Annotated in this window: 11 protein-coding genes and 1 tRNA gene; 8 read left to right on the plus strand and 4 right to left on the minus strand. The window is 65.3% G+C overall.

What is annotated here, in order from left to right; all coding sequences use genetic code 11:
- Positions 1–19: 19 nt before the first annotated feature.
- The 7 genes from HZB53_09100 to bcp all read left to right on the plus strand — a co-directional run bounded on the left by HZB53_09100 (position 20) and on the right by bcp (position 6,646).
- On the plus strand, positions 20–217 hold the full coding sequence (locus tag HZB53_09100) for a hypothetical protein (protein MBI5877795.1): 198 nt from the start codon (positions 20–22) through the stop codon (positions 215–217).
- Between the two features lie 404 nt (positions 218–621).
- The gene (locus HZB53_09105) at positions 622–2,208 is read left to right on the plus strand and encodes a hydantoinase B/oxoprolinase family protein (protein ID MBI5877796.1); all 1,587 of its coding nucleotides are present in this window, start codon (positions 622–624) and stop codon (positions 2,206–2,208) included.
- Positions 2,209–2,286: 78 nt separating this feature from the next.
- Positions 2,287–3,561, plus strand: coding sequence for a kynureninase (kynU, locus tag HZB53_09110; GenBank protein MBI5877797.1), 1,275 nt, complete (start codon positions 2,287–2,289; stop codon positions 3,559–3,561).
- 109 nt (positions 3,562–3,670) lie between these two features.
- Positions 3,671–3,742, plus strand: a tRNA-Arg gene (locus HZB53_09115).
- Between the two features lie 158 nt (positions 3,743–3,900).
- Positions 3,901–5,103, plus strand: coding sequence for an MFS transporter (locus HZB53_09120; GenBank protein MBI5877798.1), 1,203 nt, complete (start codon positions 3,901–3,903; stop codon positions 5,101–5,103).
- Between the two features lie 56 nt (positions 5,104–5,159).
- Complete coding sequence (locus tag HZB53_09125) at positions 5,160–6,047, plus strand: hypothetical protein (protein ID MBI5877799.1); 888 nt, start codon at positions 5,160–5,162, stop codon at positions 6,045–6,047.
- A gap of 17 nt (positions 6,048–6,064) precedes the next feature.
- Complete coding sequence (bcp, locus tag HZB53_09130) at positions 6,065–6,646, plus strand: thioredoxin-dependent thiol peroxidase (protein MBI5877800.1); 582 nt, start codon at positions 6,065–6,067, stop codon at positions 6,644–6,646.
- 68 nt (positions 6,647–6,714) lie between these two features.
- On the opposite strand, the gene HZB53_09135 is transcribed toward bcp, so the two are convergent.
- From HZB53_09135 to HZB53_09150, 4 genes are all read right to left on the minus strand, one after another.
- Positions 6,715–7,296: a GNAT family N-acetyltransferase gene (locus HZB53_09135; GenBank protein ID MBI5877801.1), complete on the minus strand. Its 582-nt coding sequence runs from the start codon at positions 7,294–7,296 to the stop codon at positions 6,715–6,717.
- Between the two features lie 75 nt (positions 7,297–7,371).
- Positions 7,372–7,644, minus strand: coding sequence for a hypothetical protein (locus tag HZB53_09140; GenBank protein ID MBI5877802.1), 273 nt, complete (start codon positions 7,642–7,644; stop codon positions 7,372–7,374).
- A gap of 10 nt (positions 7,645–7,654) precedes the next feature.
- On the minus strand, positions 7,655–9,124 hold the full coding sequence (locus HZB53_09145; GenBank protein ID MBI5877803.1) for a hypothetical protein: 1,470 nt from the start codon (positions 9,122–9,124) through the stop codon (positions 7,655–7,657).
- 51 nt (positions 9,125–9,175) lie between these two features.
- The gene (locus HZB53_09150; GenBank protein ID MBI5877804.1) at positions 9,176–11,122 is read right to left on the minus strand and encodes an O-antigen ligase family protein; all 1,947 of its coding nucleotides are present in this window, start codon (positions 11,120–11,122) and stop codon (positions 9,176–9,178) included.
- A 155-nt stretch (positions 11,123–11,277) separates the two neighbouring features.
- On the opposite strand from HZB53_09150, the gene HZB53_09155 reads away from it, so the two are divergent.
- The gene (locus tag HZB53_09155) at positions 11,278–12,072 is read left to right on the plus strand and encodes a 2,4-dihydroxyhept-2-ene-1,7-dioic acid aldolase (GenBank protein ID MBI5877805.1); all 795 of its coding nucleotides are present in this window, start codon (positions 11,278–11,280) and stop codon (positions 12,070–12,072) included.
- Positions 12,073–12,083: the final 11 nt, after the last annotated feature.

Consider the following 12,083-nt stretch of genomic DNA (forward strand, 5'->3'; position numbering starts at 1 on the left):
CGCCGTCGTGGCGCCCTTCGTGCAAGGGCAACTGTGGCGAAGGTTTCTCCGAGCGACGATCGAGTCGGCGTGTGCACACTGCGGCCAGCCGCTCACGCTGGAGGTGGACAGCGCCGTGCATGCCGTATGCCGCACCGCCGGGGCGGCCCCGCTGGTATTCATGCCCGACGTGGACTGGGCCTCGTTCGCGGAACCGACCATCCTCGACGCCTACTGACGGCAGACCGTCTTCTTCTGGTCAGAAGAGCATGCGCGCGAACATCGCGCAGCGGTCGGCGGGCCGACGGGGACATACCTCACGCTGGCGCAGATGCAGATCGTGGGACCCGTGGGGCAATCCAGCCTGTTTGGTTTTTCATACAGCAACGCGCAGAAGTAGCCGGCACGCTCGACCACTGCACGGTACACAGGATTTCAACACAAAGTCACAAAGGCACAAAGCAAAACCTCGCAGGTGTGCTTGGTGTCTTTGGGCTTTGTGTTTGATCCGATCAATCGTCAGGGCTTGCCAGGTGCCGAGTCGGTTGTTTCTGAAACCCGCTTTTCGACGCCGCACCCGTATCCACACCGAACGCCACGCGCCGTTTGCCACCGCGCACGCACCTGTGCCATAATCACAGCATGTCCGTCAACGTCGATCCTGTCACGCTGGAGATTTTCCGGCATCTGTTCGCATCCGCCGCCGAGGAGATGGGCGTCACGCTGCGGCGTACCGCGTACTCGCCGAACATCAAGGAGCGCCTCGACTTTTCGTGCGCGGCCTTCGACGGCGCCGGCCGCCTGCTGGCGCAGGCCGACCATATCCCGGCGCATCTCGGCGCCATGCCGGGCTCGGTCGAAGCGGTGCTCGCGCGCTTCGACAGCTGGTCCGACGGCGATATCGTCATCCTGAACGACCCGTACGCCGGCGGCAATCACCTGCCCGACATCACGATGGTGTCGCCGGTGTTCATCGTGGAGGCGGGCAGCCAGCCGGCATTCTTCGTCGCTTCGCGCGCGCACCACGCCGACGTGGGCGGCATGTCGCCCGGCTCGATGCCGCTGTCGGTTGAGTTGATACAGGAAGGGATCATCATCCCGCCGGTCAAGCTGTACGAGGCCGGACGGCTCAACGCCCCGCTGCTCGATATGGTCTGCCGCAACGTCCGCACGCCCGACGAGCGGCGCGGCGACCTCAACGCGCAGATGGCCGCGCACCGCATCGGCGCGCGCCGCCTGCAGGAGATCGTCAGCCGCTACGGCTTCGCGCAGGCGCAGGCCTACGGTGCAGCGCTGATCGCCTACGCGGAGCGCATCACGCGCCAGACGATCGCCGCCATCCCCGACGGAACGTACGCGTTTGCCGATTACCTGGACGACCCGAATGGGACGGGCGCGCCGGTGAAGATCGCCGTGACGATCACTGTGCACGGCGACGGTATGACCGTGGACTTTGCCGGCACCGCGCCGGAGATGTACGGGTCGCTGAACGCCGTGCCGCAGATCGCGCATTCGGCGGTCCGCTACTGCGTGCGGTCGCTGATCGAGGAGGACGTGCCGACGAATCACGGCACATTCGCGCCGGTCAAGATCATCTGCCCGTTCGGCAGCGTGCTCAACCCGCATTACGGCCGCGCCGTCGCCGGCGGCAACGTCGAAACGTCGCAGCGCATTGTGGACACGGTGCTTGGCGCGCTGGCGCAGGCGCTGCCCGACCGCGTGCCCGCCGCGTCGCAGGGCTCGATGAACAACCTGACCATGGGCGGCGATGATCCGTTCCGCAACAAGCCGTACGCCTACTATGAGACGATGGGCGGCGGCATGGGTGCGGCCGCGCAGGGCAACGGCCTGAGCGGCGTGCACGTCCACATGAGCAATACGCTCAACACGCCGATCGAGGCGTTGGAGATGGCGTTCCCGTTCCGGCTGACCCGCTACGCGCTGCGTAAAGACAGCAGCGGCGACGGCCGGCATCGCGGCGGCGAGGGTCTGGTGCGCGAGGTTGAGTTCCTGGCCCCGGCGACGGTAACGATGCTGAGCGAGCGGCGGCGGCTGGCGCCGTACGGCGCACAGGGCGGCCAGCCCGGCGGCATCGGGCGCAATACGCTGCGGCACGCCGACGGCACGACCGAAGACCTCGGCGGCAAGTTCTCGCGCCGCCTCGACGCCGGCGATGTGTTGACGATTGAAACCCCCGGCGGCGGCGGGTACGGGGCGCCGCTAACCTAACCACCCGGTCGCAGAGCCGAAATCAAATGGCACGATCTTGTTAGCCCGATGAATCACTCACCGACGGAGATCCAATTCATGGTCAACCACTTCCAGCCAGGCGCCGCGTTCGCGCACCAGATGGACGACAGCGATCCGCTCAAATCGTTCCGGGACGAGTTTGTCATCAGCGACCCCGACCTGATCTACCTGGACGGCAACTCGCTCGGCCGAATGCCGAAAGCCACCGCTGAGCGTATACGCACCGTCGTCGATCAGGAATGGGGCGACGGCCTCATTCGTGGCTGGAACGCCGGCTGGTGGAGCGCGCCGGCGCGCATCGGCGCCAAGATCGCGCAGATCGTCGGCGCGAAACCGCACGAGATCATCGTCTGCGACTCGACCTCGGTCGATCTCTTCAAGCTGGCCATCTCGGCGCTGCGCGCGCAGGAAGGCCGCACCCGTGTCGTCAGCGACGTGTTCAACTTCCCGTCTGACCTGTATATCCTGCAGGGCGCGATCGACCTGCTCGGCAACAAGCATACGCTCTCGCTGGTCGGCACGCGCGACACGATTACGCCCGATCTCGGCGAACTCGCCGATCTGCTCGACAGCCAGACCGCGCTCGTCGAGCTCTCGCACGTCGTCTTCAAGTCCGGCTACCTGTATGACATGAAGGCGGTCACCGAGCAGATCCACGCGGCCGGCGCGCTCGTCATCTGGGACCTGTGCCACTCGGTCGGCGCGGTGCCGGTGGAATTGAACGCCTGCCACGCCGATCTGGCGATCGGCTGCACCTACAAATATCTGAACGCCGGGCCCGGCGCGAACGCCTTCCTGTACGTGCGCGAAGACCTTCAAGAAAAGTTGCGCTCGCCGATCTGGGGCTGGCTGGGCCAGCGCGATCCGTTCGCCTTCGATCTGCAGTACAAATCGGCCGACGGCATGGCACGCTTCCTGGCCGGCTCAGTCAACGTGCTCTCGACATCAGCGGTGGAGCCAGCCGTGGACATGATCGAGCGGGCCGGCATGGCGCGCATCCGCGTCAAGTCGATCATGCTGACGGAGTACATGACCTACCTGTACGACCAGCACCTCGCCGCGCGCGGGTTCACGTTCGGATCGCCGCGCGAGGCGAGCCGGCGCGGATCGCACATCTCGATTCGCCACCCGGAAGCGTATCGCATCTGCCGCGCGATGACCGACGTGCTGAACGTCATACCCGATTTCCGCGCGCCGGACAATATCCGTATCGGCCTGGTGCCGCTCTACACGACTTTCGGCGATATCCACGAGGCGGTCATGCGCATCTGCCGCATCATGGACGAGCGGATCTATGAGCGCTTCGGCGCCGAGCGCGCCGCGGTGACCTAGACACTGCCGAAGGCCGTCTCGAAACGGCCAATATGACACCGACACAATCGTCGTAGCGCCCGCCGAGATTTCGGGCGCGCCAGTGAATGTGCTATACTCCTTTGTGCTTGCCCCCGTAGCTCAGTGGATAGAGCAGCGGCCTCCGGAGCCGTGTGCGGGCGTTCGAGTCGCCCCGGGGGCACAGTTGTCTTCTCCGCCGGTTCCCTTCATTGCCTTGTTCGTGCTGGAGTGAGGTTCTGTGCCTTCTTGCATGCATAGCGTGCGATTTGCACTTGCGCCGCGCTTGTTCTCGCGCTAAACTCTCTCTTCGGGGTGTGCCGCCAGGCAGCCCCGACCGCCATGAAAACCTCTCTTCGCGCCGACCCGCTCATTCTGCCGGTCTACGCACCCTCACTTCTGCTGTCGTTCGCGCGCGGATTGCTGGTCCCAGTGCTTCCGCTTTACGCGCGCGCCTTCGAGAACAACTACGAGCTCGTCGGCATCGCGCTGGCGGCGCAGAGCCTCGGCATGCTGGCCGGCGACGTGCCGTCCGGCGTCGTCATGGCCCGGCTCGGTCGCCGCCGCGCGATGATTCTCGCGGTGATCGTGATCGCATCCATGGGGTTCGCCACCGCCGCGGCGCAATCGCTCTGGCAACTGGTCATCTTCGGGGTGCTCGGCGGCCTTGGCGACGCGCTGTGGAACGTCTCGCGCCACGCGTACATCAGTGAGGCGGCGGCGGTGGATCGCCGCGGCCGCGCCATCGCGGTGTACGGCGGCATCATGCGCTCCGGTCGGTTCGTCGGTCCCGCGATTGGCGGCGTGGTCGCGGCCGTGTTCGGACTGCGCGCGCCGTTTGTGCTGTGCGCCGTGCTGTGCGCATTGACCGGCATCTTCCCCCTGCTGTTCGTCAGCGCGTCGCGGTCGGCGGCGGTCACGCGCGGCGGCATCGGCGGGCACGCGCGACACGTGCGCGGCCTGCTCACCGGGCACGCCGGCGTGTGGGCGACGGCGGGCACCGGCCAGTTGCTTGCTCAGATGGTGCGCTCCGGCCGCGATGTAATCGTCACGCTGTACGCTGCCGACATCCTCGGCCTGAGCGTCGACCGGATCGGTCTGATCGCCAGCATGGGCTCGCTCTTCGACGTGCTGATGTTCATCCCGGCCGGCATCATCATGGACCGCTGGGGTCGCAAGTGGGCTTACGTGCCCAGCATTGGCATCCTGGCGCTCGGCATCGCGCTCGTTCCGTTTACCGTCGATTTCGTCACGCTGATGATTGTCAATATCATCATCGGTTTTGGTAACGGAATCGGCTCCGGCACCATGATGACGCTTGGCGCCGATCTGGCCCCGCGCCAGTCGGTCGGGGAGTTTCTCGGCATCTGGAACCTGATCGGCGACGTGGGGGGGAGCGCCGGCCCGCTCGCCATCGGCGCGGTGGCCGGCTCGCTGAGCCTGGTGCCGGCCATCTTCGTGATCGCCGGCGTCGGCGCCGCTGGGTCGGTCATCCTCGGCTGGCTGGTGCCGGAGACCTTGCGCGTGCGGCGCGCCCTAACATGACTTTCGACAAGGCCGGCGCTGGCCGGCTGCCATTCAACCATTCACGGGAGGGACTGATGAATCAATCGCCGGTCGCCGGTCTGCGGGTTGTCTCGTTCAACGTGCTGCCCCCGATGTACAATATCGTGTCGCGCTGGGCCGAGATGTCCGGCGCCAAACTCGTGCTCGTCGTTACCACTCCCGGGCCCGCATCACGACCGATGCCGTCGTTCCGCGAGGTGGCCGCGTTGGCCGGCAACGATAAGCGCGAGGTGCTCGTCACAACCCGCCTGCGGACCGTGGCGACGCCGCTCATCCGCGAATTGCAGCCCGACATTATTCTCTCAGCCTCGTTCCCGTATCTGCTGCCGCCGGAAGTCCTGTCGCTGGCGAAAATCGCGGCGGTCAACATGCACCCGACGCCGCTCCCCCACTACCGCGGGCCGAACCCGATGCGGCTGTTCTACGACGGTTTCCCGACCATCGGCGCAACCCTGCACTACACCGCTGCCGAGTTCGATACCGGCGCGATTCTCGCCCAACACACCGCGCCCGCGCCGCAGCCGCTGACGCAGGAGGCGATCCTCTCCATCTGGCCCGGGCTGATGATGAAATGCTTGATGGAGGGCGTCGCCAAGGCCGCGATGCGCGCGCCGGGCATGCCGCAGGACGACAGCAAGGCATCCTATGCAGCGCAATTCACCGAGGAAGACAAGTGGATGAACTGGTCGGAGTCTGGTGCGGTGCTTCAGCGCAAGGTTACGGCACTGAACTTGACCGGGCAGCCGTCGGCGAAAGCCAATATCAACGGCCAGCCGCACAGCCTGCTGAAGATTGAACCGCTGGCCGGCGATAGCCGGATCGCCGCGCCCGGCACCGTCATCGAGAGCGGTGCCGAGTCACTCGTCGTGGCCGTCGGTGATGGCGTCGCGCGCGTGTTCGCGAAGCCGCTGGCCAGCGCGTAGCACGGACGGAGCAACGTATGATCAAGATAGGAGATCGCATACCGGCGTTCAGCCTGCTGACGGATGACGGTCGGGTCGTGTCGCGCGAGTCGCTGCGCGGCCAGCGCGTCGTGCTCTACTTCTATCCAAAAGACGACACGCCGGGCTGCACCGTCGAGGCGTGCACGTTTCGCGACAACCTGCCCGCATTCGATGCGCTGGGCGTGCCAGTTTACGGCATCAGTCCCGACGACGCGCGCGCCCATGGGCGTTTCAAGGGCAAGCACGGGTTGAACTTCACACTGCTATCCGATCCCGACCGGCAGTTGATCGAGGGCGCCGGCCTATGGGTCGAGAAGAGCATGTACGGCCGCCAGTACATGGGCGTCCAGCGCAGCACGCTGGTTGTCGCGCCCGACGGGCGCGTCGAACACGTCTGGGAGAAGGTGAAGCCGGAGGCGCATGCAGCCGAGGTGCTGGCGCACCTGCAGGGCGGCGAGCCCGCGCCCGCCGCGCCGAAACCGGCAGCACGCAAGAAGCCGGTCGCCGGCGAGACTCCGAAATCCAAAAAGCCCGCCGCGCGCAAGCCGGTGAGCAAGACGCCAAAGACCAAACAGTAGAAAACCAAGGCCCCGCAACACGACATGGTTGCGGGGTCTTGCTCTTGACGTTGCGGTCGCGCGCCGCCTCAGCCTTTGAACTCCTCGCGCAGCATGCCGAACACGAACGTGTCGCGCAACTGGCCGTTCGTCTCCCGACCATTATGGCGCAGGGTGGCTTCCAGTGTATATCCGGCGCGGCGCGCGACCGCCGCGCTGCGCACGTTGGCTGTCGAGCAACGAATCTCCATGCGTTCGGCGGCCAGCACCTCGAACGCGAAGCGGGTCACGCCGCGCACTGCCTCCGTCACGTAGCCCTGCCCCTCCAGACTCTGGCGCACCCAGTAGCCGGTCTCGAAGCACGGCACGCTCCAGTCGATTCGGTGCAGCCCGGTGCCGCCGACGAACGCACCGCTATCTCGCCGCCATACAAACAGCAGCAGATCCTCGCGCGTAATCCAGTTCGCGCGCGCGCGGCGCACGACCTCTTCTTCGATCTCGATTGTCGGCGTAGCCATCGCCCACGGCATCCACGGCCGCAGATTGTCGAGGCTCTCCATAACGGCGTCGTACAGCGCCGCGCCGTCGCCCACCTGCGGTGGGCGGATGATCAGACGTTCCGTTTCGATCGTGTCCGGGAAGTCTCGGAGAATCGGTTTCACTATATGCATAGCGTTGGTTCTTAATGATGGTGCGATGGCGTGGAGGGCTGTGCCTCGTGCCACAGCTCTCCTGCGAGACGACGCCTATCGTCTGATGATGGGCAGCGCCTGCATCCAGCCCGGTATGACGCCGCACCAGAATCCGATGCATACCGTACGCGCGGGTGTCTGCGTTGTGCCTACGACCGGCTGCCCGATGGACACGTCGACCGTGGTGGCGCCCGCCACACTGTGCTGGCCGCCGGAGTCATTGACGTACCAGTCGACGCTGGGCCCGCCGCCGCCAGCCTGCGCGATGCCTGTTACGAGCACGCCGAGCAGGATGCCCACGCAAAAAAGTATTGTGAGTCGTCGCATGCCTACCTCCTTAGTGCAGGATAACAAAGACCGGCATCAATCCTGTCTTCGGATCTACCGGCCCGGCGGCCTTGCCGATCAGCGCCGGCGTCATGCCCGACACTTCAGCAGCGCGCGCGACCGTGCCACCGGATGAGACCGCCAGCCAGTCGCCGATGGCCGGAGCACTGGTCGCCGCTCCCACATTGACCATCGCCAGACCACTCGTCACCACACTGACGTAACCGCCGTTGGCCGCTGGGCTGTTCGTCAACTGCAAGTCAAACGACGGCGCACCAGCTACGACTTCTTTCTGCTCGCCACGCAGCGTCTGCCCGACGACGCCAACAACCGCCGAGGCCGTCGTCGTGTCCACCTTACGTACCGAGAGCACCATCTGGTTTGTGCCAGGCACAGTCGACACGCCCGCGATCGCGACCACATCGCCCGGCGCCAGCGACTCCGCCCCGCCATTCACCGCAATCGTGCTGGCGCCCGCCATACTAAAGATACCGCCTGCCGAATAGATTCCACCCGTACCGGGGAAATAGGCATCATAATATCCGGCGAAACTCTGGGCATACAAGCCGCGATAGTTTTCACCGACAAAGATGCCCCCATAACCGTCATACGAGGAACTGCCGCTGCCGCGCCCCGTTACACCGGCTCGCCCCTCGAACACACCGCCATAAGCCGGCCACGTCGCTCCAGTGCTCTTGCCATACACGCCGGCTCCATTGGCGCTCTTGCCGTACACCCCCGGCGCGTACATGTTCGTGTAATACGATCCGGCGTTAGACTGGCCGAAGACGCCAACGCCGCTTGCGCTGTAGAAGTAGCCACCATAGCCGCGCGCATTGGTGATGCCGGTTGACGAGCCGTACACGCCCATGCCATAGGCCGTCGTGCCGTAGACACCCGTGCCATCGGGCACATTGCCCATCACGCCCGAACCGGTCGACGCCACGGCGTAGATTGCGCTACCGCTCGGGTAGTAACCGGCCACGATCACACTCAGGGCCGACCCGTCAAAGCTCAAGGGGTCGCCATAGATCTGCGCGCCGGGTTTGAGGCTGTACGCGTACGGCACCGGGCGCACCTCGTCGCAGTTAATGACAAATGCGCCAACCGTCAGGCGCACATAGAGCGCCTGGCCGTAGGCCGATGTCGATGGCAGGTCAATGGCCACGCTGAACAGGCCGTTGTTCACAGACACTGACGAGATAACCTGATTGTAGATGGAGACTCCAGAGCAGGTGTTATTCGTGAAGAAATCGAATGTGAGGTTGCGATTGCCCGTAACGGGCGCGCCATTCTCCTTGAGCACGCCCTGGTAGTTGATCCGGCCCGGCACCGGGGTTGGCGGGCCGCCCCCTCCGGCCGGTTGCTTATCGCCCACAGGCCCCTGGGCGAGCGCCGTGTTGACCGCCCACACCAGGACCAGCAAGAGTGCGGTGGCGACAATGGATGGCAGGCTGCTGCGAATTCCGTGCTTGGTCATCTTCGTCTCCTCGTGCGAATCCAGCAATAAGCTGCGGCTGCCGGCGCGCATTCAACGCTGTGCGCACGGCAGTTGCGAAAGATATGACCCTCCCCAACGAGCCGCCAATTGATACGCCTGCTGCGCGCGCGGTTCATCACCCGCGTGGCGGTACAGTGCGCCCAGGTAACAGTATGCGACGTAGTCGGTCGCATCCAAATCGACCGCCCGCGCAAATGCCTGCATCGCGATCGGTAGTTGGCCCTGGCGCGCGAGAACAATGCCTATCTGTGTATGCACGCCCGCGATGGTCGGCGCCAGCATTGCCGCGCGGCTCAAGATGGCCGCCGCCATGCCATCGCGCTCCGGGCTGCCGTTCGACCAGATGGCAACCAGCGAGCCCCGTTGGATGATATTACGCACATCGCCGGGATTTTGTTGCCCGGCTGCGTCCAGTTCGGCGTCGGCCTCGGCCACCCGGCCGGCTTCGAGCAGCGCGGCCGCGTGGCCCATGCGATATTCCGGTTCAAGCGGCCACAGCGACACCGCGTTCGCTGCAAACGCCAGCCGCGCGTCGATGGGCGCGCCGCGCTGATGCGACTGCCAGTAAGCGGCATCGGCCAGTACGGGACGAACACAGACGCTCCAGATCAGCCAAAGCCCCAGTGCGGCCGACAGTCCCATCCACAACGTCAGTCGCTTATTGGTCGCCACGGGCAAGGCTGGCGCAGCCTCATCGACGCGTGCCAGGCCGGATGCAAGCGCCAGCACCAGCCAGAATGTCACGGACGATGCCGTCAGATCGAAGGTGAACTGCATGTCGGCTATGTGTGCTGCCACAGCCGCCGCCAGCGCCGTCCATGCCAGCGGGTTCGCGTTCCAGTAACGGTGAAGCAGGATCGTGAATGCGATTAGCACCCATGCGAACGCAAACAGGCCGACGACGCCGGAAGACAGGGCCGCATCGAGCCAGAGATTGTGCGCGCGATCGACGGCGGCCTGCCGTCCCTGGTAATACACCAACTGGGGCGGGTAGACCCGGGCGAACACCGAACGAAACGTTTCCGGCCCGTAGCCGCTGGCCGGCCGCGCCGCCACCAGGGGCATCGCGGCATCCCAGATCGTCAAGCGTGCCGCGGTCGAGCCGCCATCGGCGCGCACCACGGCAGGCCAACTACCGTGCATCGCCAGACCGGCAAGCGGCGTGCCGAACGCAGCCATGAGCACGACAGCCGGCACCGCCAGCGGCGCACGCCGAGGCGCCAGCCATGCCAATATGCCAACGAGCGCGGCGACGGCCAGCCCGAGCCATGCGGCGCGGGCATCGGTGAGCAGCAGCACCAGGAGTTGACCAGCCAGTAGAGGGCGCGGCCACCAGCGTCGCCAGCCAACCGCCCGCTGCAACGATGCCGCGTGCCAAAGTGTCAGCGGCATGACCAGAACGAGGTAGGAGCCGAGCAGATTCGAGCGGCCAATCGTTGCCAGAAGCGCTGAGCGCGAGTCGGTCTGCCAGGGAAGCGGGTCCAGATGTGCGGCCTGAATCAACCCATAGGCTACGACAAGCACGGAGCCGCCGACCAGTGCCGCTCGCAGACGATCAACCGCGTCGGGCGTGCGCATCGATGCCGCTGCCGCGAGAAACACCATGAGGTAGGCCAACAGCGTGATCAGCCCCTGCTGGCGCTCGTAAAGGCCCAGCAGGCTGACACGCGTATCAACCGAGGAGAACGTTGAAAACAGCGCCGCAGCGCCCAATGCCAGCGCGGGTGCAGCGAGCGGCGGCAGTTTGGGAAAGCGTGTCAGACCAGACACCAGGGCGGGCAGGCCGAGCACGATGAGCACAAGCGCGGCGGCGCGTACAAACGCGGCCTTGGGGAGTTCGAACGCGCTGCCACCCCACGGATTGATCAAGACGGGTACGACGATCGCCGTTAGCAGGCAGACACCTTCCGCCAGTTGAGCATGCCGTGAGAACGCTCCCACTGCGGTTGCCGGCCAACCAGGTTGGTGCTCCGTCACGATCTGTGACCTCCGTACAGAGCCATTGTACTCCATTTTGGCGGGATCCGCAGGCGCATGGCCGTCATGCCAGGATCTGTGCCATTTCGGCATTGACAGCGCTCGCGCACGCAGAGTAGAATCAGGGTGCAGACCAATCCCGACAGGAGAACCCTATGCGCCCCAACAAGCTTCGTGAACTGCTCAAAGCCGGCAAGCCGACGCTCGGCACGCATCTGTTCAGCACGTGGCCCACCACGGTCGAGGTCGTCGGCCATTCGGACATGTTCGACTACGTCGAGTTTTGCGCCGAGTACGCGCCGTTCAACCTCTACACTCTCGACGACTTCTGCCGCGCCGCCGAGCTTTACAACCTCGGCGCCATGATCAAGGTGGACCAGGAGCCGCGCGGGTTCATCACCCAGCGCGCAATCGGCTCCGGTTTCCAGTCGGTCCTGTTCGCCGACATCCGTTCGGTGGAGGATGCGCGCGCCGCGGTGCGCTCCGCGCGCCCGGAGACGCCCACCGACGACGGTACCTACGGCGTCGCCATGCGCCGCAATGCGATGATGTCGTACGGCGGCACTGAGGAGTACGTCCAGGCGCTGCGCGATGTGGTCGTGGTCTTCATGATCGAAAAGAAGAGCGCCGTGGATCACCTCGAAGAAATCCTTTCGGTCGGCGGCGTGGACATGGTGCAGTGGGGCCCGGCCGACTACAGCATGTCGAGCGGGCGCATCGGCGGATTTCTGCGCAATGACCCGGAGATCAAGGCCGCGGAGAAACGAGTCATCGAGGCCTGCCTGCGCCTCGGCATCCCGCCACGCGCGGAGATCAACACGCCCGACCAGGCGCAAGCCTACCTCGATATGGGCGTCCGGCACTTCTGCATCGGCTGGGACCTGACGGTATTGTACAGTTGGATGCGCGGTAACGGCGAAGCGATGCGCAAGATTCTGGAAAAGGTATAACACCAAGACCC

The organism is Chloroflexota bacterium (assembly GCA_016235055.1).
GTDB lineage: Bacteria > Chloroflexota > Anaerolineae > JACRMK01 > JACRMK01 > JACRMK01.

Bases quoted from the DNA above. Each gene is read 5' to 3' on its own strand.
- HZB53_09105 (MBI5877796.1), top strand. From the start codon at position 622: ATGTCCGTCAACGTCGATCCTGTCACGCTGGAGATTTTCCGGCATCTG.
- kynU (MBI5877797.1), top strand. From the start codon at position 2,287: ATGGTCAACCACTTCCAGCCAGGCGCCGCGTTCGCGCACCAGATGGAC.
- HZB53_09120 (MBI5877798.1), top strand. From the start codon at position 3,901: ATGAAAACCTCTCTTCGCGCCGACCCGCTCATTCTGCCGGTCTACGCA.
- HZB53_09125 (MBI5877799.1), top strand. From the start codon at position 5,160: ATGAATCAATCGCCGGTCGCCGGTCTGCGGGTTGTCTCGTTCAACGTG.
- bcp (MBI5877800.1), top strand. From the start codon at position 6,065: ATGATCAAGATAGGAGATCGCATACCGGCGTTCAGCCTGCTGACGGAT.
- HZB53_09135 (MBI5877801.1), bottom strand. From the start codon at position 7,296: ATGCATATAGTGAAACCGATTCTCCGAGACTTCCCGGACACGATCGAA.
- HZB53_09140 (MBI5877802.1), bottom strand. From the start codon at position 7,644: ATGCGACGACTCACAATACTTTTTTGCGTGGGCATCCTGCTCGGCGTG.
- HZB53_09145 (MBI5877803.1), bottom strand. From the start codon at position 9,124: ATGACCAAGCACGGAATTCGCAGCAGCCTGCCATCCATTGTCGCCACC.
- HZB53_09155 (MBI5877805.1), top strand. From the start codon at position 11,278: ATGCGCCCCAACAAGCTTCGTGAACTGCTCAAAGCCGGCAAGCCGACG.